Raw genomic sequence first — 23159 nt, 5'->3', positions numbered from 1 at the left:
AGGCACGGATGTTGAAGTCCGTGCCTTTTTTATGTTTCTTAGAAAGATTATTCTTTTCTATCGTCAATGTTGTCACCCTCTGTAGGTTTCATCTCCTCTTTGAAGTCGGTGATGCCATTCTCGATGAGGATGTTGTACCACTGAATCAGCTTCTTGATGTGGCTGGTCTGCACGCGCTCGCGGTCGAACTCGGGCAGCACCTTGCCGAAATACTCGCGCAGCTCGTCGCCGCTGGCCTTCTTATAATCTACAGAAGACTTCTTGCCATCTTCCAGCTTCTTCATGTTGTCCAGCACATCCATCAAGGGCACATCGTCTGTCTCGGTGTACATGGCGATGTCGGCCAAAGAAGTGATGCGGTCGGTGCCGAAGGCAGGCTGACGACGATGGGTGGCATCGAGTGCTTCCACAATCAGGCTGTTCTTGGCACGTGATACTAATTTGTAGAGTCCGGGCTTGCCGGCAATTGCTAAAATGGTCTGTTGCATATTTCTTCTTGTTTATTTAATTAAATTGTCTATTTGTGGTTCGAGGGGTGTTTCCCCGTCGTTGATAATTTCATAATCGGCTCTGGCTCTCACCGTCTCTTGCGGTAGTTGTCGGGCTATCCATTCCTTGGCCTTCGCCTCGCTGATGTGATCGCGCTGCATGACGCGCCTGATGCGGACTTCCTCCGGAGCTGTCACGACGACAACCTTGTCCAGCAGCTTGTCAAGGCCCGACTCAAAGAGAATTGCACTCTCTATCCAGTCGATGCCGCTCTTCTCGTAATCAGCGAAGACGGCGGGGTGAACAATGCCATCTATGGCTTTGGCGTTTGCTTCGGAGGCCAAGAGAAACTGTGCTACGGCAGCCTTGTTGAGACTACCATCCTCGAGATAGGTGTTGGGACCTATCAGCGTTGTGAGCTGTTGGCGGAGTGGGGCAGAAGTGCGCATCAACCGTTTGGCTGCACTGTCACAGTCGTAAACTTCTATTCCTCGCTGCTTCAGTAGCTGGCATACAAAACTCTTGCCGCTCCCGATGCCTCCTGTGATTCCTATTCTCATTGCTCTTCAATCAGATAGTCCACTTGGTTAACACTCAGCTTGGCCTGCTGGATGGCTGTGGGTACCTTCTTCAGGTATATGTTGCACTTCGTCGATTCGCTACGACTGAACTCCTCGTAGTCGGCCACCACAAGGAAATCGTCGGGGGTCAGCGACTGGAAGTCTTTCATACCGGTGACAAACGTGATTTTGACCTTAGCGGGGAAGGTGCGCAGCACTTTGCCTTCAGGCATGTTGATGCCTATGATGGGAATGTTGTCGATGCTCTCTTCTGTCAGTACATCGGTGATAAAGCAAACGGAAACCTTGTTGGGCACCATTTTAACACCCGACAGGCGGGCCAGGTTTGTTTCGATGGTGAGTGTGTCGTGGAAGTTCTCGTAGTGCAGCTCTTCTGTATATACCACCGAAATGCTGTCCAACTTCTTTCTGGAAGCATAGATGGTGACGGAGTCTGGCGAGTACCTGGTCTCGGAAATGAAATAAAGGGGCTCGGGGATAACTTGTCCTTGGATGCGGACGGGCACCTTCTTCTTCTCACCATAGTTATAATAGAACACCAGCTTCTCGGGTTTCACACTGACAATCCTTGAAGAAGCAGGTAATGTTTTGCTGATGAGTTTTTGAAGATCGCTGTTGGTAATGACACCTGTACCGTTGCTTCTGGCAAAGTTGTCGAAGTCAATATCGATACACTTGTCGCTGTTGCCATAGAGCAGTGCCAACAGCGTGATGCCTTTGTCGCCTACCACAACCCTCACGGTGTCAATCTCGTTCGAGGTGATGACGGCATTCTTGGGCACGTTGACGTAGCGAACGGGTATCTTTAACTCTTGCTCGTATTGAACATCGAGCGTCATGAGTAGCCAAAAAATACCTGCTAACGCAAAGAAAGCAAGAAAAACCAGAAATTCCCTGTTAGCCTTGCTAAACTGGAAATGACTGGCTGTGCGGAAAATATGAGATGGGCTCAATGTGCTTGGTTTACTTCTGCAAAGGCAGGTTTGCCATATCTTTGAACACAAAGCTCTTGTCAACGGTGATGACTACATCGCGTGCAATCTTCACCTCGACGGTGTTCTTTGCCAGGTCTATGCTCTTGACGGTGCCATAGATACCACCACCAGTCACAACAGCTGTTCCTTCGGTCAACTCGTTCTGGAACTTCTGAATCTCTTTCTGTCTCTTCTGCTGAGGACGGAACATAAAGAAATACATGATGGCAAACATAGCCACAATCATCAAGATGGGCATCATCATGCCACCCTGCTGTGCACCAGCCTGTGCAACTAAAACGATATTGGTCATAATCTTATGGTAATAATAAAAATTGGTTAGTCATTGTTTGTTTCTCTGTTCTCGATGGGCTTCATCAGTCGGCCTGTGCTTACCAGGTGTCGAGCAATGGCGTCGAGCATACCATTGATGTAGCCAGCACTGCGTGGGGTAGAGTAGAACTTAGCCAGCTCTACATACTCGTTGATGGTTACAGAAACGGGAATGCTGGGGAAGGTCATCATCTCGGCAATAGCTATCTGCATGATGATGACGTCCATATAAGCAAGGCGAGAGAAATCCCAGTTGCGAGATGCCTCGCTCATGAAGCGCTGATATTCGTCGGCGTTCAGGATGGTGGCGCGGAACAATTTGCGTGCATAGTCCTTCTCTTCCTCCGAATCGTACTCGGGCAGCAGAGTCTGGGCATCACCATTCTTCTCGTCGAAACGCTTGATGGTCTTCAGTACGAAGGTGTCAACAACGTTTTTGTCGTCGTTCCAATAAAGACTCTGCTCCTCGAAAATGGCATCCAGGTCTTCATTGTCTTCAATCAGGGCACGATACAGACGGCGCCACAACTCACGGTCGTTGGCATAGCTGTCTTCTGTGCTTTCCATGTACTCCTGATAAATCTGACTCTGTTCGATCTTCTCGAACATCTTTCCAATAAATTCTGGGTAATCGGCCCAGGCATGCTTCTGTGTTTCCTGAAATTCGTTCAGTTGATGGTTGTTTTCCAGTTGAATGGCAAAACGGTTGTAGGCGAACTTCTGTGATGGAGCCTCTGTTCCCTCACGCTCAGCTTTAGCTTGAAGAATCTCCAGTCGGCGACGTGACTCCTTGGTGATGGCCACCATCAGCGACAGCAAATGATTGTATAAATCATAAGCCTTTGAGAGACTAAAGAAGAGTTCTTTTTCTGCACTGTCAATGTTCTTGTTACCGTTTTGATAGTACGCGTAGGTTAACTGAACAATCTTAATACGTATGATTTCTCTGTTAATCATCTTTATATTGTCATTTTATCGGATGCAAATTTAGGCATTTTTCCTCTATTATACAAGTAAAACGTCCTTTTTTTGAAAAAAAACATGCTCGTTGAATTGTATTTCATAAATTATTTGTACCTTTGCACCGCTTTTTTCGTGTGATGGCGAATTAAGTCTAATTAATTTTTATTTAACAACTTAATTTAGAGTAACACATTTATTGTTATGAAAGAGATTTCAATCAATGGCCAGGTGCGCGAGGCCTTAGGCAAGAAAGCCTCAAAGATGCTGCGCAAGGAGGGTCTCGTTCCCTGCAATCTGTATGGTGAAACAAAGGGTGAGAATGGTCTGCCCGTAGCACTGTCTTTCACTGCTCCTATGTCTGAGCTTCGTAAGGTTGTTTACACTCCTCACGTTTATGTTGTAAACATCAACATCGATGGTAAGGAGCGCAAGGCAATCGTTAAGGAGTTGCAGTTCCACCCCACAAGCGACGCTCTGCTGCACGCTGACTTCTATGAGGTTAACGACCAGAAGGATATCACTGTAGGTATTCCTGTTAAGCTGAACGGTCTGGCTCAGGGTGTACGTGACGGTGGTAAGCTGAACCTCAGCATCCGCAAGATTGACGTTACCGCTCCTTATAAGCAGATTCCTGAGATCCTCAACGTTGACGTTACAAACCTCGGTCTGGGTAAGGCTATCAAGGTTGGTGAGTTGAGCTTCGACGGTTTGAAGTTGGCTACTCCTGCTCAGGTAGTTGTATGCTCAGTTAAGGAGACTCGTGCTTCTAAGGCTGCTGCTGCCGCTGCTGCTGAATAATATCAGGAGAAATGGACAAGTACTTAATTGTTGGCTTGGGTAATGTCGGCGATGAATACGACTTAACCCGCCACAATACTGGCTTTATGGTATTGGATGCTTTTGCGAAAGCATCCAATATCTGTTTTGAAGACAAACGCTATGGTTTCGTGGCAGAGACTACGCTCAAGGGGCGTAAGGTGTTTCTTTTGAAACCTTCCACCTACATGAACCTGAGTGGTAATGCTGTACGCTACTGGCTAACCAAAGAGAATATCGACCAGAAGCGTCTGCTCGTGATTAGCGACGATGTGGCGCTGCCGTTGGGCGACTTCCGCCTGAAGGGTAATGGCTCGAATGGTGGGCACAACGGCTTGGGACATATCCAGCAGCTGATAGGTCAGAACTATGCACGTCTGCGTATGGGTATTGGCAATGAATATGCCCGTGGCGGACAGATAGACTGGGTGCTGGGACGCTATTCTGAGGAAGAGCAGAAGGAACTGCAACCCAGTATCGACCTGGCTGTGGACATTATCAAGAGCTTTGTGCTGGCTGGTATTGACATCACGATGAACCAGTATAACAAACTGGGAAAAAGAGCAAAAACAAAAAGCGAATAATCTGTCAACGTATGGGTGAGGCAAGAATAGACAAATGGCTTTGGGCTGCACGTATCTTTAAGACAAGAAGTATTGCTGCCGATGCCTGCAAGAATGGGCGCGTTGGGGTGAACAATGTGTTGGTGAAACCCTCGCGAATGGTGAAAGAGGGCGACGTCATCAGTGTGCGTAAGCCACCGGTTACCTATTCTTTCAGAATTCTGAAGACCATCGAACAGCGTGTCGGTGCCAAGCTCATACCGGGTATATACGAGAATATCACACCACAAGACCAATACGAGCTGTTGGAGATGAACCGCATCAGCGGATTCGTGGATAGAGCTCGTGGTACCGGACGCCCCACGAAGAAAGACCGTCGTGCCATGGATGCCTTTGTAACCCCTTCGCTCGAGGGGTATGGCGCCTTCGATTTCGATAGTTGGGACGATGACGATGATGATGAAGAAGTCTAACAATTTACCAATTATTTAATCATTAAAAACAATGAAAATAGGAAAGCTAATTCTAGGAGCAATGGCCATCTTGATGATGATGACTTCGTGTTTCGACGACAAAGATCCGTATAGTGCGGGCATCAACTTTGCTCGTCCTCGTTATCTGAATAATGGCGTCTATGCCAACACTACTGTTGACTCAGTGGTGATGTTTAGTTATGGTAAATGGGGCGTATCACTTTCTGACGGCAGTTGGACTCGTCTGGGACTGACGGAGGGAAAGGGCAACGTGATATATCGCATTCCCGTATCTTTTGATCAGAATACCACTGGTAAGAGTCGCCAGTGTATGGTTCGTTTCTTCGACGTAGAGCATCCTGATGTGGCCAGCATATTCTACTATATTCAGCATGCCACTCGCGGTGATGGCTCTTTGGGCAACGCACCTGCGGTGAAGAAAATTACTGGCAGCGATGGTAGTCTTTTTGAGTTCAGCTACGACAACCTCTTTCGTCCGATCAACCTCACAATGTCAAAGAACGGCACTCAGCTTCGCAGTGTGACGCTGAACTATAACGACAGAGACAGTTCGCTGGTGGTTTATGATAACGAGGAAACGTATTCTTGTACGTATTCTCCTGATTTTCAGCCTTATTCATTGAAGTCTTCTACCGATACTATCGGCTATTACATGGTGAAGAATAAGTACTATTATCTTCCTATTAATACTGCTTTCAGCTACGAACATCATAAGAGCGGTAAGGTGGTTAATGCTGCTACCTACTACGTCAACGGCCGTTCGCTTGCGCCCGACAGTATGCATGTGGCCGACAGCGTATATCAGTATGCTAATGGTGATCTTCGTGAAAAGGTGATGCCTAAGTATAGCAATGTGGACAATCGCTGCCAGACGGTAGATGTCAACCAGCTTGTGGAGGGTATTGACCATTGCGACCCTTATTTGCTGATGTCGCTCTTCCGCTATGCTCGTCATACGAGTGTTCTCAGTGAGGTCGCTTCGGCCACACGTCATCAGACAGTAGAAGTGCTGCTGAATGCGGATAAGAGCATCAGTCGAATGACGGTGAGCACCACTGGTGGCGACACGGTTGTGTACGACTTCGAATATTAATTTTTAAATAATAGGGGTACTTGCTAAACCCCCTCTCGCGGAGCATAGGCTCGCGACAAACAAAACAAGATTATGGAAACAAACAAGAATCAGCGAATCAGTGTGCTGTTTATGTTCTACGGCATACTGTTCTGTGTTTGTCTGATAACGGCAAACGTTTTGGAAACCAAACAGATATCGTTTGGTCCGATGAATATGACGGCAGGACTCATTGTGTTCCCTGTCAGTTATATTATCAATGATGTGGTGTGCGAAGTATGGGGCTATAGCCGCACGCGTCTGCTCATCTGGATGGGCTTCGCCATGAACTTCCTCTTTGTGCTTTTTGGTGCCATTGCCGACTGGATTCCCGGAGCACCCTATTGGCATGGTGAAGAGGGCTTCCATCAGATTTTCGGATTGGCACCCCGTATTGCAGCAGCCTCTTTTCTGGCATTCCTCTGCGGCTCGTTCGTCAATGCCTATGTGATGAGTCGTATGAAACTGTCGTCCAACGGACAAAACTTCTCTGCTCGTGCTGTGCTAAGTACAGTCTTTGGCGAGCTGACCGATTCTCTCATCTTCTTCCCCTTAGCCTTAGGAGGCGTTATCCCCTGGGAAGAGATGCCCTCGCTTGTTATCACTCAGGTGACCTTGAAGACCGTCTATGAGATTCTGGTTCTTCCTGTGACCATCCGTGTGGTGAAATTTACAAAAGCTCACGACCACGAAGATGTCTTCGATCGTGACATCAATTACAACATTTTTAAACTGAAAGAATAATGGCAACAAGAGAGACAGAGGGTCTTCAAGCCCTTGGTAAGAAGACCGAATATCGTAGCGACTACGCCCCTGAGGTGCTAGAGACTTTTGTTAATAAGCATCCCGACAACGACTATTGGGTGCAGTTCAACTGTCCTGAGTTCACTTCGTTGTGTCCTATCACAGGCCAGCCCGACTTTGCAGAAATCAAGATTATGTATATCCCTGCCGAGCGAATGGTAGAGTCGAAGAGTCTGAAGCTCTATCTCTTCTCGTTCCGCAATCACGGCGATTTCCATGAAGACTGTGTGAATGTCATCATGAAAGATTTGGTGAAGTTGATGGAACCTAAGTATATTGAGGTTGTCGGCCTGTTCACCCCCCGTGGTGGCATCAGCATCTATCCATATGCTAACTATGGTAAGCCCGGTACTAAGTACGAGAAGTTGGCCGAACAGCGCCTCATGCAGCATCAATGCATATAGTTAATAGCTGAAAGGTTACATTAACAAGGCTATAATAGAAACTATATAAAAGAAACAAGCGTGACTTCCCATGGAGGCCACGCTTGTTTTTGTTATTTCTCATTCTATCAATTCTCTTCCTTGACTTTCTTGTAGTAACCTCTCAAGCCTTCAGCAAATCGGAAGACCAAAGTGTCGGGAGTCAGCATCTCCAAGTCGGCAGTGTCGCTCAGCAAAACCTGCTGCTGTCCCAGGGAGTCGGGCCTTACGCTGCGAAATACGATTTTACCGTTATAGATAAACCATTCGTTGTAAAACTTCAGTTTAGGGTATTCCACGGGCGATTCCTCATCGCTGGTAGCCTTTCCTCTGCTCATACCAATGGGGAAAGCCACATTGTCGGCCTTGATGCTGATGCCATACTCGCGCTCCACTTTCAGCAGTTTGACAATCGTGTCTGGCAATTGGCTTATCTTCTGCTTGATGGTGTGTCCTTCCATATCAGCACGCATGCGTAGGGTGGGGAGCACCTTGTAGCACCAGTTGCCCTGCAGGTCTTCGGTCACAATCACCATGTCGGCCTTGGTCGTGTCAACGCCATTGCGTACAATGGCCAGCTTGTCGCCGATACGTGGGTGGCCGAAAATCTTGTGCTGTTTCGAAGCCTCGAGAATATTCAGTGTGTCGGGGTCTGATCCTGAGTAGGGCGTCTCCAGATAGACCACGATGGTGTCGTTGCATCCATCGCAAGCCATACCATAGATGGTAGAGTCACCTTCTATTCTGGTGAACACCACTTCCTCTTCCTCGTTGCTTATTTTCTCTTTGCTTGTGCCGCAAGCCACGAAACATCCGATGGTCAGCAGCAATGCGAATGATAGAACTTTCTGTTTCATTATCTATGAATGCTAGTTTTGTGGGCAAAGGTAATGAAAAGTTGGCAGTTAAAGTATAGCTAATGTGATATTTTTTTATTGTCATTCAGTAAAAAAACGTTAAATGGTACAAATTACTTTATCTGCGAGGTCCTTAACTCCCAACTCTTTAGTACCTTTGCACCAATTTTAATTTTTAGTACCGAAATATTTGATAAAATCTATTTGATAAATCTATGGGAAAAAAGAAAATCAAGTTTAGTCTTGTGTACCGTGACATGTGGCAGTCATCTGGTAAGTTCCAGCCACGCAAGGATCAGTTGGAGCGCATTGCTCCCGTCATCATCGAGATGGGATGCTTTGCTCGCGTTGAGACCAATGGTGGCGCTTTCGAGCAGGTGAACCTCATGGCAGGTGAGAATCCTAACGATGCCGTACGTGCTTTCTGTAAGCCATTCAACGAGGCAGGCATCCAAACCCACATGTTGGATCGCGGTTTGAATGCACTGCGCATGTATCCTGTGCCCGACGATGTTCGTGAGCTGATGTATAAGGTCAAGAAGGCTCAGGGTGTTGATATCCCCCGTATTTTCTGTGGTCTGAACGACACACGTAATATCATTCCTTCTATCAAATGGGCCAAGGCTGCAGGTATGATTCCTCAGGCCACCCTTTGTATCACCAACTCACCCGTTCACACCGTTGAGTACTATTCAAATATTGCCGACGAAGTGATTGCTGCTGGTGCCGAGGAAATCTGTCTGAAGGATATGGCCGGTATTGGTCAGCCCGCTATGCTGGGTGCTCTGACCAAGGCCATCAAGACCAAGCACCCCGATATTATCATCCAGTATCATGGTCACTCAGGTCCTGGTCTGTCTATGGCTTCTATCCTCGAGGTATGTAACAATGGTGCCGACATCATCGATACCGCCATCGAGCCTCTGTCATGGGGTAAGGTTCATCCCGATATCATCTCTGTTCAGTCTATGCTGAAGAACGAGGGCTTCGATGTTCCTGAGATTAACATGAATGCCTATATGCAGGCACGTACGCTCACTCAGGAGTTCATCGACGAGTGGCTGGGCTACTTTATCAATCCTGCCAACAAGCACATGTCTTCACTCCTGTTGGGTTGCGGACTGCCTGGTGGCATGATGGGTTCTATGATGGCCGACCTTGGTGGCATCCAGACCATGATCAACAAGATTCGTGCTCAGAAGGGCGAGGCCGAGCTGACCATGGACGACATGCTTGTGAAGCTCTTCAATGAGGTTGAGTATGTATGGCCACGCGTAGGTTATCCCCCATTGGTAACACCATTCTCTCAATATACCAAGAACATTGCCCTGATGAACCTCCTCACCATCGAGCAGGGCAAGGGTCGCTTCGTGATGATGGACGACGCTATGTGGGGTATGATTCTCGGTAAGAGTGGTAAGATTCCTGGCACTGTTGATCCCGAGCTCGTTGAGCTGGCTAAGCAGCAGAAGCGTGAGTTCACCGATGTGGATCCTCACACCTTGCTCGAGAATGCCCTCGATGGTTTCAAGAAGGAAATGGACGAGAACGGTTGGGACTACGGTAAGGACAACGAGGAACTCTTCGAGCTGGCCATGCACCCCGAGCAGTATCGTGCCTACAAGAGTGGTCAGGCCAAGAAGCAGTTCCTGGCAGACCTCCAGAAGGCTAAGGATGCAAAACTCGGCACCCAGCTGAGCGCTGAGGAGCTGGCAGCCTTCAAGCATGCTAAGGCCGACGCATTGGTAAGTCCTTCTGCCGGTCAGATTTTCTACGAGTTCAATGGCGAGGGCGAGTGTGCACCTTGTCTCGAACCATTCATCGGTCAGAAGTACCAAGAGGGTCAGACCTTCTGCTACCTGATGGAGAAATGGGGCGAGATTGTGCCCATCCCCGCAGCACTCGGTGGTAAACTTGTTGAGGTTGGTGTCAAGCAGGGCGCAAAGGTCCGCAAGGGCGATGTGCTGGCTTGGATAGAGCGCGATGCCAAGTAAGGAAGTGGACTATCAATCAATTATAAATCAGTATTATGCAGAAGATGACCAGTTGCGTCGTCTTCTGCTTTTTCATTCTCGTCAGGTGGCCGATCGCAGTCTGGCTATCTGTCGCCAGCATCCCGAGTTGTCGCTCGACGTACAGTTTGTGGAAGAGGCAGCCATGCTCCACGACATCGGCATCCGCTGGTGCCATGCACCCTCTATCTACTGCATGGGCGAAGCCCCCTATATCGAGCATGGTCAGATTGGCGGACGCTTGTTGCGCCAACTCGGTTTCGAACGCCACGCTCGCGTCTGCGAACGACATACCGGTACCGGACTGCCCGGTTTTGAACCCGAGACCCTTGAAGAGCAGTTGGTGTGCTATGCCGACAAGTTTTATTCAAAATCACATCCCGAGCGCGTGCTTACCGTCGATCAGGCCGCTCAGAGTTTGGAACGCTTTGGTCATGAAGGCGTCGAAAAGTTTCTTGGCTGGGCCAAAATGTTTGAATAAAGCGTAAAATAATGCGTCGTACGTCAAAAAACTCATAACTCTTATCCTCTAACTCTCAACTTTTTCGTATCTTTGCACCCGTGAAACGCAAATATGCGATATTTGTTTTGCTTTCCGCTTTCATCTTTGTGTTGGCGGAAATACCTTCATCGCCCCTTCAGAACATGATTCTTAACAGGGTGATGGACGACTCGTTGTTTGCCGACACACTCTCTCGCGACACTTTAATCTCTCCCAATGCCAAGCCCGCTGCGGCGGCGTTGAAGCGCGATACGTCGCAGATGGATTCTCTCGAACTGGCTATCTATAAGCACAATAAGGCCATTGATGACTCGTTGGCGCTGGATAGCATCAATCGCAAGAAGAAAAACGGTATCGATTCGCCGGTGAAGTTCTCTGCCGAAGACTCGCTGGTTTACCAAGCTGGCGCAGGCATGGCTCATCTCTATGGTTCATCTCACGTCACCTATCAGAACATGGACCTCACCAGCGAGAAGATTTACCTCTGTCTCGACTCTTCGTTGGTTCATGCCACTGGTGCCCGCGACACCCTTGGCGAGATGTTCGGCACACCCGTGTTCAAGATGGGCAGCGACAGCTACGAGAGCGACACGATGGCTTTCAACTTCAAGACCAAGAAAGGAATTATCCAGCAGGTTTACACCCAGCAAGAGGATGGCTACCTGACCAGTGAGTTGTCGAAGCGTGGTGCCAATGGCGAGCTCTATCTGCGCCACGGACGCTACACCACTTGCGACGAGCCCCATCCCGATTTCTATCTGGCTCTGTCGCGTGCCAAGGTGCGCCCCGGCAAGGATGTGGTCTTTGGTCCAGCCTATCTGGTGGTGGCCGACGTGCCCCTTCCGTTGGCAATCCCTTATGGCTTCTTCCCCTTCACCAAGAGCTATTCCAGTGGTTTCATCATGCCAACTTATGGCGACGAGACCTCGCGTGGTTTCTATCTGCGCGATGGTGGCTACTATTTTGCCATCAGCGACAAGATGGACTTGAAACTCCTGGGCGAGATTTATACCAAGGGGTCATGGGGCGTCAGTGCTGCCAGCAACTACCGTCGTCGCTACAAGTACAGTGGCTCGTTCTTTGGTAGCTATCAGAACACCATCACCGGCGAGAAAAACATGCCTGACTACGCCAAGCAGACCAGCTTCAAGATTCAGTGGTCGCATCGCCAGGATGCTAAGGCCAATCCTTATTCCAACCTCTCTGCCAGTGTCAACTTTGCCACCAGCAGCTACGAGCGCAACAACCTGACCTCGATGTATAATCCGCAGGCGCTGACACAGTCCACACGTACCTCGTCGGTGTCGTACAGCACAGGCTTCTCCAGTCTTGGTCTCAGCCTGAGCACCACCATGAACCTCAGTCAGAACATGCGCGACTCTTCTATTGCCATGACGCTGCCCGACCTGAACATCTCGGTGTCGCGCTTCTATCCCTTCAAGCGCAAGCACATGGTGGGCAAGGAGCGTTGGTACGAGAAGATAGCATTGAGCTATACGGGTCGTCTCTCTAACTCTATCTCTACAAAGGAAGACAAGCTGATGCATTCCAGTTTGGTGAAAGACTGGCGAAATGGTATGCAGCACAACATCCCCGTTTCGGCCAACTTCACCCTGTTCAACTATATCAACATTAATCCCTCGTTCAACTTCACCGACCGTACCTATACCAATAAGGTGAAGCGCTCGTGGGACGATGCCGCCCAAACAGAGCTTCGCGACACCACCTATGGATTTTATAATGTCTATAACTGGAACCTGTCGCTCTCTGCTTCTACGAAACTATATGGTTTCTATATACCCTCGCGCAAACTCTTTGGCGATAAGGTTCAGGCCGTACGCCACGTGCTGACCCCCTCTGTCAGCTTCAGTTATGCGCCCGACTTCAGCGCCTCGCGCTATGGTTATTACGATACCTACATGAAGACCGATGCCAATGGCAATGTCTCTATGGTCGAGTATTCTCCCTATCAGGGCTCGCTCTATGGCGTGCCGGGCAAAGGCAAGACAGGTAGTCTCTCGTTCGATTTGTCGAACAACGTAGAGATGAAGATTAAGTCAGATGCAGACACCACAGGCTTCAAGAAGATCAGTCTTATCGACGAGTTGGGCGCTGCCATGTCTTATAATATGGCTACGGATATTCGTCCGCTGAGTGACCTCTCCGTGCGTATGCGACTGAAGCTGACCAAGAGCTATACCTTCAACATGAATGCGGTCTTTGCCAGCTATGTCTATGAGGTTGATTCAACAAGTGGTGCACCTCGCATCAGCGACCACACCACCTATTGGCAGAAGGGCAAGCTGGGCCGTTTCCAGGGTATGTCACAGAACCTGTCATACACCCTTGACAATACAAAGGTGGCCAACTTCTTTAAGTGGTTGCGTGGCGAACGTGTAGAGAAGAAAACGAGGGATGACGATAACGAAGACGAAGATCTTGACGACGAGAATGAGGTAGAGACCAACCTGGACCGCGACTTGGAGAAAGGCAAGCGTGGCGCCAAGGGTTCGGGCGATATGGCCGAGACCGACGAGGATGGCTATATGAAGTTCTCGCTGCCCTGGTCGCTGAGTTTTGGTTATGGTGTCACCATGCGCGAGCATACCGATGTCAGCAAGTTCAACTACAACACGATGCGCTATCCTTACAAGTTCTCGCAGAACCTGAACGTCAGTGGCAATGTCCGTCTGTCGGAAGGATGGAACATCAGTTTCTCGTCGGGCTATGATTTCGAAAACAAGAAGATATCCATGACCACAGCATCGCTCAGTCGCGACCTTCACTGTTTCAACATGTCGTGTTCTGTGGTATTGGCACCATACACCAGCTATAACTTCTCTTTCCGTTGTAATGCTTCAACCCTTACCGATGCGTTGAAGTACGACAAGCGCAGCAGCTATAGCAATAGCGTCCAGTGGTATTAAGCAACCCCCTCTAAATCTCCCCAAGGGGGAGACTTAACCCCCCCCCTTGGGAGGGTCGGGGAGGGGTTCCTGGTCTGTTTTTCCTCCCCTCCCATGTAGGGGAGGGGTTGGGGGTGGGGTCAGTATTGTTCTAACTGCAAATGGAGATACAGACCCCACCCCAACCCCTCCCCTTGAAGGGAGGGGAGTGTCTACGTAGTCCTCGGATTTTCAACCAACCCCCTCTAAATCTCCCCGAGGGGAGACCTCTCAACTCTCATCTCTCATCTCTCATCTTGCGCCGAAGGCGCACCGCCTTTCAGTAGTTGTTCCAACGACTCTTCTTCGCCTACAATCCAGATGATGTCGCCTTCTGCGAATTTGCGCTGAGGAGGCACGGCAGTCAGGTTCTCCTTGCCTTCTTCCATTCCCACCACCATACAACTGTAGCGATTGCGGATGCCACTCTCTTGCAAGGTCTTGCCAATGAAACGACTGTCGGCACCAATCACGATCTGGCGCAACTTCATCTCGCGTTTCTCCATTTCCATGTCTTCGCCCAACAGTTCCGTTTCTATTGCCAAACCGAATTTAGCCAACTGCTCATCGCTGCCGATAGCCTGCAGACGGTCGCCTGGGAAGATGATGTAGTCGCCATCGGGGATGTTCAGTCGGCGCCCGCCACGCAGAATGCTGCTGATGTGTACCCCATACTTTCGTCCCAGGTTCAACTGTTTCAGCGTGTGTCCCATCCACATCGAGTTGCCAGGCACGTCGAAGTCGGCAATATGGATATCGCGATCCAGCAGCTTACCCTCGTACAGAGGCTTCTTCTTGCCGTGCACCTGAGCCTCGATGTCGCGAGAGCGCAGGTTGTTGATAAACAGACGTTCCAGCAAGATGCTGCGCCGCTTGATGCTGCGCGAGGTGATGATGGCTATCACCACCACCACGCCGATGGTGAGCACGATGGCCGGTCCGAAGGTAGAAATATGCTGTCCGATGTAGAACACGAAGCCCAGCGCAATCATCATCCTGAACAGAATGGTGAACAGCAGCGGCAGACGGTTGCGATTGCTCTCTTTCCACAGCGCTTTAAACTCCTCGCTTCGGTTTTTCTTCATCACCATAGCCCTGAGGAAGGGCGCTATCAGCAAGATGGTGACCAGTCCTGTGGCCACGTTAGCATATCTCGGCCTTAGCAGTTCCATCATCAAAGGCTTGAAGAACGTGAACATGATGATGATGACGGCAATCGAGAGGATAGAGTATATCACCACGTTCATCGACATCTGCAGCAGCAGCTTTTTCCATTTATTAGGGTTGTTGCTTGTGGTCTGGTTCATCGACTGATGGTTCATCATGCGGATGATGCGCTTTGGCAAGCGCTTCTCCATCACGTTGTATGAGGGCAGTGCCAGCCTGATCATGTAGGGCGTCAGGAATGTGGTGATGACACTCACCGCCACCACTACCGGGTAGAGGAAGTCGCCAATGACGCCCAGCGACAGGCCCAGCGACGCAATGATGAACGAGAACTCACCAATCTGCGCCATCGAGAAGCCGCATCGCATGGCCGACTTCAGACTCTGGCCTCCCAACAGGAAGGCCAGCGAGCCGAACACCGCCTGACCTGCGATGATGGTCAGCACCAGACAGACGATAGGCAGGGCATAGTCTGCCAGTATCTGTGGGTCCACCAGCATACCTACCGACACAAAGAAGATGGCACCAAACAGGTTCTTCACCGGGTCCACCAGCTTCTCGATGCGCTCGGCCTCGATCGTCTCGGCCAGGATGCTGCCCATGATGAAAGCACCAAAGGCCGACGAGAAGCCCACCTTCGACGAGAATACCGCCATGCCGCAACACAATCCCAGCGACACGATGAGCAGCACCTCGCTGTTGATCAGCTGGCGCACCTTGCGCAGGAAGATAGGCACCGCAAAGATGCCCACCACCAGCCACAGCACCAGGAAGAACACGATCTTCAGTATCGAGCTCAGCATCTCGCCACTGTCGGGGTTGTTGCCACTGGCTATGGCGCTCAGCATCACCATCATCACGATGGCCAGAATATCCTCGAGTATCAGCACCGACATCACCATGCCCGCAAACTGCTGTTGTCGCAGTCCCAGATCGTCGAACGCCTTATATATAATAGTGGTAGAGCTCATGGCCAGCATACCCCCCAGGAAGATGCAGTCCATGCGCGACCAGTGGAACAGATGTCCCACAATGACGCCCAGCAGCGACATCGAGAAGATGATGCTGATGGTCGAGATGATGGGCGAGGCCCCCATCTTCAGAATCTTTTTGAACGAGAAGTCCAGTCCCAGCGAAAACAGCAAGAACATCACGCCGATGTCTGCCCACAGGTGGATGTTAGACATGTCCACCACCGATGTCGTGTAGGGCATGTGGGGCGACACCAGAAAGCCAGCCACGATATAGCCCAGCACCAGTGGCTGCTTCAGTTTTTTGAATACCAGTGTCACGATGCCTGCCACCATCAGTATCAGCGCCAGGTCTTGTATCATTGGGGGGAGTTCAGCCATTATATTCGCCTACTAGTTCACATATCTTGATAATCACGTTCTGTGCCTTTTCCATCGACTGGATGGGCACAAACTCGTATGGGCCGTGGAAGTTGATGCCACCGGCAAAGATGTTGGGGCAGGGCAGTCCCATGAACGACAGCTGTGCGCCGTCGGTGCCGCCGCGTATGGGTTTCACCTTCGGAGCCACTCCCGCCTCTTGCATCGCCTTCAGCACCAGGTCTATCACGTGCATCTGCGGGTCTATCTTCTCCTTCATATTGTAGTATTGGTCGGCCAGTTCTATGCAGACGGTATCCTCGCCATACTTCTCGTTCAGCTGTTCTGCCGCACGCACCATCAGTCGCTTGCGCTCCTCGAAGCGGGTGCGGTCGTGGTCGCGTATGATGTAGCTCAGCTTGGCATGCTCGGTTTGTCCTGCCATGCCCGTCAGGTGGAAGAACCCCTGATAGCCTTCGGTGGTCTCTGGTCGCTCGTCGGCAGGCATCATCCCGATGAACTCAGCCGCCAGCAAGCTGGCGTTCAGCATTTTGCCTTTCGCATAGCCCGGGTGCACGCTGCGCCCCTTGATGGTGATTTTAGCGCTGGCCGCGTTGAAGTTCTCAAACTCCAGTTCGCCCACCTCGCCACCGTCCATGGTGTAGGCCCATTCGCAGCCAAACTTCTCCACATCGAAGTGGTGGGCCCCCATGCCTATCTCCTCGTCGGGGTTGAAGGCCACACGAATCTTGCCGTGCTTCACCTCCGGATGCGCCTTCAGCCACACCATGGCCTGCACAATCTCGGCAATGCCCGCCTTGTCGTCGGCTCCCAGCAGCGTAGTGCCATCGGTCACGATCAGGTCTTCGCCCACATGCGCCAATAGCTCAGGAAACATCTTCGGACTCGACACGATGCCTTCGCTCAGCACGATGTCGCCCCCGTCATAGTGCTCCACGATGCGCGGACGGATGTTGGCACCCGAGCAGTCGGGGCTGGTGTCATAGTGCGATATAAATCCGATGGTAGGCACCTCAGCCTTTGTGTTGGCAGGCAGCGTGGCATACAGATATCCCTGTTCGTCCAGTTCCACGTCTTCCAGTCCCTCGCTTTTCAGTTCCTCTTTCAGATAGGCTGCAAAAGCCAACTGTTTCTCGGTGCTGGGCACGCTCTCGCTATCTTCTGCCGACTGCGTGTCAAACTGTGTATATTTCAGAAATCTTTCTACGATGTTCATGCTATTCAATGATGCAGTAATTTTAATTTGATTTATTTTGCCACAAAAGTACAAAATAATCGGTGAAGAGCCAAATTATTCCGTGTTAATTAGTGCACACTTTTATGCCTTGTGTGCAGCTTTCGATAATTTTCTTCATTTTATTTTTGTTGTTCGAGTTTTATTCCTTATTTTTGTAGCAACATAATCGATGCCATAGACTTCCCATTCATAGCGATGAATCTCTTAACAGTGGTAACGAACCTAATGAAAATGAATAACTGTTATGAAGAAGTGGAGTATTTTGAATATCATAATAACGTGTATAGTAGCTGCATCAATGACGGCATGCAGCATAGACGAAGACTTCAACGTAGAGACCGATGGCCCGCTGACCATCACCGTTGACGGTCAGAGCCACGACTACGACCAGGAATACATGCGTTGTCTGGGATTTTTTGGCGAGTATGTCCACTCGCTAGACGACAGCTACCTGAGTATCGTGACCCCCATCTATTGCGACTTCCTGATGGAGTTTCCGGCCGACACCAACCCCTACACATTCTTTTGCGAGGGCTACAACGGTTTCGAACGCGATGCCACCAGCGTCACCATAGGCATCAACGAGCGCCAGTGCACCTACGTCTCTGGCTCTGCCCAGATCACCCGTGCCGATGCCGAGAGCTTCACCGTGGCCTTCTCCGACTATAAGTTCCGCTGGAACAGCAGTCGCGAGATCACGTTCAACGGCACCCTCGTCGTGCCCATCAGCAACGAGTAGCGCCCCCCTTTTTTTGTTGTTTCAACAGAAAATAGTATCTTTGCATCTGTAAAGCAACAAAAAAAATAGTCCATGGATACAAAAAGAATATTGAAATACCTCCGACAAATTCAGGTCAACAACAACCGTGCTTGGTATCTGGAGCATAAGGCCGAGTACGACGCCGTGCGTGCCGACTTCGAGTGTGGTGTGCAACAAGCCATCGAGCGCATCGTCACGTTCGACCCCACCGTGTCGCACCTGCGCGTCAAAGACTGCACCTACCGCTTCAATCGCGACACGCGCTTCTCTGCCGACAAGTCGCCCTACAAAAACCACTTCGGGGCCTACATCGCCGCCCATGGCAAGAAGGCGCTGCACGGTGGCTACTACCTGCATCTGGAGCCCGACCACTGCATGGTGGCATGTGGCAACTACTGGTTGCCCACCAACATCCTCACCTCTTGTCGCAACGAGATCATGGCCAACATAGACCAGTGGCTGCAGTGTGTCGAGAGTCCCGAGTTTCTCAGCTACTATGGCAGCACCGACGCAAACCATACCACCACTCCCACCGACGTCGATAGCTGGGACCAGCCCCAGGGGTTCGGCCTCACCCGTCTGAAGACCTGTCCGTCGGGTTTCCCTCGCGACTGGGCGTATGTGCACTATCTGCGCCTGAAAGACTATTGCTGTTGGCATCGTGTGCCCGACGATTTCTTCCAAACCGACCATTGGCTCGACGATATGTCATCCATGTTCCGTGCCGCCAAGCCCATGATGGACATGATGAATTCCGTGATCGACGACTATGAATGACAAATGTTACTTTATACGGAAAAAACAAACGAAAGCCGCGGGTACGCTGACCAGCGGCTTTCGGCTTTTTTCGTATTACGAAAAAAAATGTTACGTGCAGTTTACTTCGTCTCGGGGGCCTCGCCGATGAGCTCCATAAACTCGTCGAGCTTTGGCGTGATGATGATCTGGGTGCGACGGTTGCGCTGCTTGCCCAGCTCGGTGTCGTTGCTCTGGAGAGGATTGTACTCGCCACGACCGCCTGCGGTGAGGCGCTTGGGGTCAACACCATACTTGTTTTGCAGGGCCTGTACTACCGACGATGCACGCAGACAAGAGAGGTCCCAGTTGTTGCGGATGTTTTCGCGCGCAATGGGCACGTTGTCCGTGTTACCCTCGATCAGCACGTCGTAGTCTTTATAGTCGGTGATGATCTTGGCAATCTTAGACAGGGTCTCGGCGGCACGGTCGTTGATTTCGTAAGAGCCGCTCTTGTATAACATGTTGTCTGCCAGTGAGATATATACCACGCCTTTCAGCACTTGTACGTCGACCTCTTTCAGTTCCTCTTTCGAGAGCGAGCGGGTCAGGTTGTTGCTGAGCACCATGTTCAGCGAGTCGCTCTTTGACTTCACCTCTACCAGGTGGCGGATATACTGGTTCGACTCGTTGATCTGGTCTACGAGTTTATCGATAGACACATTGTTTTGCGAGGCGTTGGAGAGGCTCTTGTCGAGCGATGCCTGCAGTTTGGCGTAGGCAGCCTTCTGCTCGTCCAATGCTTTCTGCTGGTTTTTGATTTGCTCTTCGAGCGAGGTGATGCGTGCATTCTTTCCGGCCAGGTCCTCGCGTGTGTTCTGCAGGTTGGCCGTCAGAGCCTTGTTGTCGTCTCGACATTCCGTCAGTTCTTTTTTGCTGGCACAGCTGCTCAGCAGTATGGCAGCCAGGGCTGCAACCATCATCATGTTCTTCTTCATAATCGTTCAGTTTTTATTGATTAAACATAAAAAATCGGGTGCAAATATACAGATACGACTGTCAAAACCACCAAAAGTCAATTGGAATTAGCGATTTTTAACCTCGCAGCGCCTGTTTTTTGAAAAGTTGACCTTTTAAAATGCGCCTTGCGGCGCAAGGTGAGAGGTGAGAAGTGAGAAGTGAGAGGTGGTGTGCAAACTCAACGATGAGAGTAAAAGCTCCCCTCCCTTCCGCTCGAGCTCTGCTCGCTTGCTACCGAAGGGACGCAAGAAGGGGAGGGGCAGGGGTGGAGTCTGTATCTCCATTGGCAGTTAGAACAATACTGACCCCACCCCCGACCCCTCCCCTACATGGGAGGGGAGTGCCTGCGGAGTCCTTGCATTTTCAACCGCATAGTACGTTTTGGGTATGTTCTATAAATTGCATATATCATCCGCGAACTCCCCTCCCTTCAAGGGGGGGAGTACCTACGGAGTCCTTGGATTTTCAACCGTATAGTACGTTTTGGGTATGTTTTATAAATTGCATAGATATCATCTGCTGAACTCCCCTCCATTCAGGGAGGGGCAGGGGGTGGGTCTGTATCTCCATTTGCAGTTAGAACAATGCTGACCCCACCCCCGACCCCTCCCCTACATGGGAGGGGAGTGCTTACGGAGTCCTTGGATTTTTAACCGTAAAGTACGAAAAAAGTTTTTATGGTTTGTAATATTTGCCTCTGATGTTGCGTATATAAGGATAGAGAAACGAAACAATAGTAACAACAATTTTAAAACGAAAAAGCTATGGATTGGATCATGATTCCGCTGAACTGCCTGATCGTGTTCGGCACTATTTACAAAGTGGTGGAACTGTTTGTGCGCAAGCGCGAACGACTGACACTCATCAGTAAACTGACGGAGATATCAAACGTCGATTTCAAGGGTATCAAACTCTACAACAGCGGCAATAAGTTTACTGCTCTGCGCTTTGCATGGCTTCTGATGGGAGTGGGCTTGGGATTCTTTGTAGGCTTCTTCCTCAACTTTGTGTCGGCTAGTGGAAACCTCGAAACCCTCACCGAGTGGCAATTCATGAATAAAATAGGTGGCATCATCTATGTGTCTTGCATCAGTTTCTTTGGTGGCTTAGGCTTGCTTATATCATATTATACAGAACGCAAGGCAGAACAGACTGAGGATAAGAAGAACGACGACAATCAAATCTGATGCAGCAGGCAGACGAACAGCAACTGATAGCACGTATCCTCGACGGACACGCCGAGGATTACGGCTATTTCCTGACGCGCTACGGGCAGGAGGTGTTCCGGCTCGTGGCCCGACTGGTTCCCCAGCAGCAGGATGCCGAGGAACTGGTGCAGGATGCCTTCGTGCGTGCCTTCAACCGTCTGGACACCTATACCGGTGAGGCGCAGTTTCAGACGTGGCTGTGCCGCATTGCCTACAACCTCGCCGTGAGCTGGCTGCGCAAGCAGAAAATGAAATACATCAGTATAGACGAGCGCCCGGACATCAGCGATGCGGATATCGACCGACTGCTGGACGACAATTCGCGCGTAGAGCAACTCCGCGATGCCTGCGCCCAACTGACGCCCGACGAGCAAACCCTCGTCAACCTATATTATTACGACGAAAAGCCCATACGCGACATCGCCTATATCCTGGGACTCGAACAGGGCAATATCGCTACACGGCTTTTCCGCATCCGCAAGAAACTATATCTAATCATCAAAAAAACAGAGAAACTATGACAGACCGTGCACTACACGAGGCATTGCGCCAACAGGCAGAGCAGCACCCCATGGAGCTGCCATCGAACTTTGCCTATACCACCATGCGCAGAATCGCGAAAGAGCAGCAGGCGCGCCAGCGGCATGAAAAAGTGGTGGCCACGGTGACCATCTGCATCTGTTGCGTGCTGGGCATCGCCGTGATGGGCTATTGCTATGGCGAGGCATTGCTGAAGGGGCTGCACGCCATGCTGCATCACACCGAGGGTTTCGGCGTGGTGCCCGGTTTAGCCTTCTGCTGCCTGTTTTTGGCCACGCTCAATTATTTCCTGCGTCGCCACTTTATCAGATAAAACGACCCCCTCCTTACCTCTTTTCTTTTGGATTAACCAAATAGTTTCGATGAGACAATAAAGCACAGAAGAGGGCTTAACAATGCGTCAAGGTCTCCTGCAGTAGTCGTACCAGCTTCTCGGGTCCGGCGATGATGCTGATCTTGCGATTCTCAGCCAGGGGCACGATGATGCCACCGGCCTCGCTGACGATGAGCTGTCCGGCACACACGTCCCAGAGGTTGAGGTTGTACTCCCAGTAGGCATCTATGGTTCCCATCGCCGTGCAACAGAGGTCGTAGGCCGCACTACCCATTCTGCGGAAGCCACGCACCTGCGGAATGACGATGCTAGCCTCGCGGATATTGTTGACGGGATGAGTAGCCTTGTCGTAAGGAAAGCCCGAGGCCACCACACATTCCTTCAGCGCCGTCTTGGCAGACACGTGCAGGCTGTTGATGCGCTCGCTGCCGGCCTTTCCCAGCCAGGCGCCCTGGCCCTTGATGGCCGTATAGAGCTCGTCAAGATAGGGGGCATAGACCACGCCCACCATGCATTCACCACGGTAGGTGATGCCAATGCTGACGCAGAACACGGGCAGGCCCTGCGAATAGCTGTTGGTGCCGTCGAGCGGATCTACCACCCAGGCCCATTCGCTCTCGGCGTGCAGGTGCTGCCCCGTCTCCTCGCCGATGACAGAGTGTGTGGGGTAGAGGCGCGAAATCTCTGCCAGCAGATAGTCCTCGCAGGCCTTGTCCACCTTCGTGACGACGTCATAGACATTGCTCTTCGTGTCAATACCTATATTGTTTGACCGGAAGGCAGCCAGCTGCAGTTTGCCGCAATGCAGCGCCATCTGTACGGCAGCATCCTTCATCTCCGTGAGCATTTCTTCTAATTGTTCTTTCATAAACACATCATTCTTATTACCGGGCAAAGATACAATGAAAAACGCGAAAATCAAAATTTTAGCCTGCGCTTT

The 23159-nt window shown here is 50.5% G+C and carries 24 protein-coding genes; 14 read left to right on the top strand and 10 right to left on the bottom strand.

The features are described from left to right. Window positions 1-47: 47 nt before the first annotated feature. The 5 genes from T496_RS0107065 to nusB form a co-directional block, all read right to left on the bottom strand. Complete coding sequence (locus T496_RS0107065; protein ID WP_027450132.1) at window positions 48-488, bottom strand: DUF5606 family protein; 441 nt, start codon at window positions 486-488, stop codon at window positions 48-50. A 12-nt stretch (window positions 489-500) separates the two neighbouring features. After that, complete coding sequence (gene coaE, locus T496_RS0107060) at window positions 501-1049, bottom strand: dephospho-CoA kinase (protein ID WP_027450131.1); 549 nt, start codon at window positions 1047-1049, stop codon at window positions 501-503. Next, a complete protein-coding gene (locus tag T496_RS0107055) occupies window positions 1046-1909 on the bottom strand; it encodes a CdaR family protein (protein ID WP_231478021.1) in 864 nt (287 codons plus the stop codon). Before T496_RS0107055 ends, coaE begins: the two co-directional genes overlap by 4 nt. Before the next feature lie 124 nt (window positions 1910-2033). Beyond that, on the bottom strand, window positions 2034-2357 hold the full coding sequence (gene yajC, locus T496_RS0107050; RefSeq protein ID WP_027450129.1) for a preprotein translocase subunit YajC: 324 nt from the start codon (window positions 2355-2357) through the stop codon (window positions 2034-2036). A 26-nt stretch (window positions 2358-2383) separates the two neighbouring features. Beyond that, a complete protein-coding gene (nusB, locus tag T496_RS0107045) occupies window positions 2384-3334 on the bottom strand; it encodes a transcription antitermination factor NusB (protein WP_027450128.1) in 951 nt (316 codons plus the stop codon). 207 nt (window positions 3335-3541) lie between these two features. Between nusB and T496_RS0107040 the strand changes: the two genes are divergently transcribed. The 6 genes from T496_RS0107040 (at window position 3542) to queF (ending at window position 7532) form a co-directional block, all read left to right on the top strand. Further along, window positions 3542-4138 (top strand): 50S ribosomal protein L25/general stress protein Ctc, encoded by a 597-nt coding sequence (locus T496_RS0107040; protein ID WP_027450127.1) that lies wholly within the window; start codon window positions 3542-3544, stop codon window positions 4136-4138. An 11-nt stretch (window positions 4139-4149) separates the two neighbouring features. Next, window positions 4150-4740: an aminoacyl-tRNA hydrolase gene (pth, locus tag T496_RS0107035; protein WP_027450126.1), complete on the top strand. Its 591-nt coding sequence runs from the start codon at window positions 4150-4152 to the stop codon at window positions 4738-4740. 11 nt (window positions 4741-4751) lie between these two features. Beyond that, window positions 4752-5192, top strand: coding sequence for an RNA-binding S4 domain-containing protein (locus T496_RS0107030; protein ID WP_027450125.1), 441 nt, complete (start codon window positions 4752-4754; stop codon window positions 5190-5192). Between the two features lie 31 nt (window positions 5193-5223). Beyond that, window positions 5224-6306, top strand: coding sequence for a hypothetical protein (locus T496_RS0107025; RefSeq protein ID WP_155808736.1), 1083 nt, complete (start codon window positions 5224-5226; stop codon window positions 6304-6306). A gap of 72 nt (window positions 6307-6378) precedes the next feature. Then, a complete protein-coding gene (locus tag T496_RS0107020; RefSeq protein WP_027450123.1) occupies window positions 6379-7068 on the top strand; it encodes a queuosine precursor transporter in 690 nt (229 codons plus the stop codon). Then, window positions 7068-7532: a preQ(1) synthase gene (gene queF / locus T496_RS0107015; protein WP_044110793.1), complete on the top strand. Its 465-nt coding sequence runs from the start codon at window positions 7068-7070 to the stop codon at window positions 7530-7532. The genes T496_RS0107020 and queF overlap by 1 nt, the downstream gene beginning before the upstream one ends. Before the next feature lie 107 nt (window positions 7533-7639). Here queF and T496_RS0107010 read toward each other — a convergent pair whose 3' ends face one another. Continuing rightward, window positions 7640-8407, bottom strand: a complete 768-nt coding sequence (locus T496_RS0107010) for a lipocalin-like domain-containing protein (RefSeq protein WP_027450121.1) — start codon at window positions 8405-8407, stop codon at window positions 7640-7642. Between the two features lie 215 nt (window positions 8408-8622). Here T496_RS0107010 and T496_RS0107005 point away from each other — a divergent pair, with 215 nt between their 5' ends. From T496_RS0107005 to T496_RS0106995, 3 genes are all read left to right on the top strand, one after another. Beyond that, the gene (locus T496_RS0107005) at window positions 8623-10401 is read left to right on the top strand and encodes a biotin/lipoyl-binding protein (protein WP_027450120.1); all 1779 of its coding nucleotides are present in this window, start codon (window positions 8623-8625) and stop codon (window positions 10399-10401) included. 4 nt (window positions 10402-10405) lie between these two features. Further along, entirely contained in the window at window positions 10406-10900 is a 495-nt protein-coding gene (locus T496_RS0107000; protein WP_027450119.1) for an HDIG domain-containing metalloprotein, read from the top strand. Between the two features lie 80 nt (window positions 10901-10980). Next, a complete protein-coding gene (locus T496_RS0106995; protein WP_027450118.1) occupies window positions 10981-13848 on the top strand; it encodes a putative LPS assembly protein LptD in 2868 nt (955 codons plus the stop codon). A gap of 263 nt (window positions 13849-14111) precedes the next feature. On the opposite strand, the gene T496_RS0106990 is transcribed toward T496_RS0106995, so the two are convergent. After that, a complete protein-coding gene (locus tag T496_RS0106990) occupies window positions 14112-16385 on the bottom strand; it encodes a cation:proton antiporter (protein WP_027450117.1) in 2274 nt (757 codons plus the stop codon). Further along, the gene (pepT, locus tag T496_RS0106985; protein WP_027450116.1) at window positions 16378-17601 is read right to left on the bottom strand and encodes a peptidase T; all 1224 of its coding nucleotides are present in this window, start codon (window positions 17599-17601) and stop codon (window positions 16378-16380) included. The genes T496_RS0106990 and pepT overlap by 8 nt, the downstream gene beginning before the upstream one ends. A 283-nt stretch (window positions 17602-17884) precedes the next feature. Between pepT and T496_RS0106980 the strand changes: the two genes are divergently transcribed. Further along, window positions 17885-18361: a hypothetical protein gene (locus T496_RS0106980; RefSeq protein ID WP_197018939.1), complete on the top strand. Its 477-nt coding sequence runs from the start codon at window positions 17885-17887 to the stop codon at window positions 18359-18361. Window positions 18362-18433: 72 nt separating this feature from the next. Next, window positions 18434-19159: a DUF2461 domain-containing protein gene (locus T496_RS0106975; protein ID WP_027450114.1), complete on the top strand. Its 726-nt coding sequence runs from the start codon at window positions 18434-18436 to the stop codon at window positions 19157-19159. A gap of 101 nt (window positions 19160-19260) precedes the next feature. Here T496_RS0106975 and T496_RS0106970 read toward each other — a convergent pair whose 3' ends face one another. Then, complete coding sequence (locus T496_RS0106970; RefSeq protein WP_027450113.1) at window positions 19261-20115, bottom strand: OmpA/MotB family protein; 855 nt, start codon at window positions 20113-20115, stop codon at window positions 19261-19263. 786 nt (window positions 20116-20901) lie between these two features. Here T496_RS0106970 and T496_RS0106965 point away from each other — a divergent pair. From T496_RS0106965 to T496_RS0106955, 3 genes are read left to right on the top strand one after another with little or no spacing between them, the layout of a single operon-like run. Continuing rightward, window positions 20902-21324: a DUF6249 domain-containing protein gene (locus tag T496_RS0106965; protein WP_027450112.1), complete on the top strand. Its 423-nt coding sequence runs from the start codon at window positions 20902-20904 to the stop codon at window positions 21322-21324. Then, the gene (locus T496_RS0106960) at window positions 21324-21866 is read left to right on the top strand and encodes an RNA polymerase sigma factor (protein ID WP_044110790.1); all 543 of its coding nucleotides are present in this window, start codon (window positions 21324-21326) and stop codon (window positions 21864-21866) included. Before T496_RS0106965 ends, T496_RS0106960 begins: the two co-directional genes overlap by 1 nt. Further along, window positions 21863-22198 (top strand): hypothetical protein, encoded by a 336-nt coding sequence (locus T496_RS0106955; RefSeq protein WP_027450110.1) that lies wholly within the window; start codon window positions 21863-21865, stop codon window positions 22196-22198. Before T496_RS0106960 ends, T496_RS0106955 begins: the two co-directional genes overlap by 4 nt. A gap of 76 nt (window positions 22199-22274) precedes the next feature. Here the strand turns inward: T496_RS0106955 and T496_RS0106950 are convergent, their stop codons facing one another. Then, a complete protein-coding gene (locus T496_RS0106950) occupies window positions 22275-23087 on the bottom strand; it encodes an inositol monophosphatase family protein (protein WP_316928896.1) in 813 nt (270 codons plus the stop codon). Window positions 23088-23159 lie beyond the last annotated feature (72 nt).

Source organism: Xylanibacter brevis P6B11 (assembly GCF_000621825.1).
Taxonomy (GTDB): domain Bacteria; phylum Bacteroidota; class Bacteroidia; order Bacteroidales; family Bacteroidaceae; genus Prevotella; species Prevotella brevis.
This window is presented reverse-complemented; position numbering and strand designations above follow the sequence as displayed.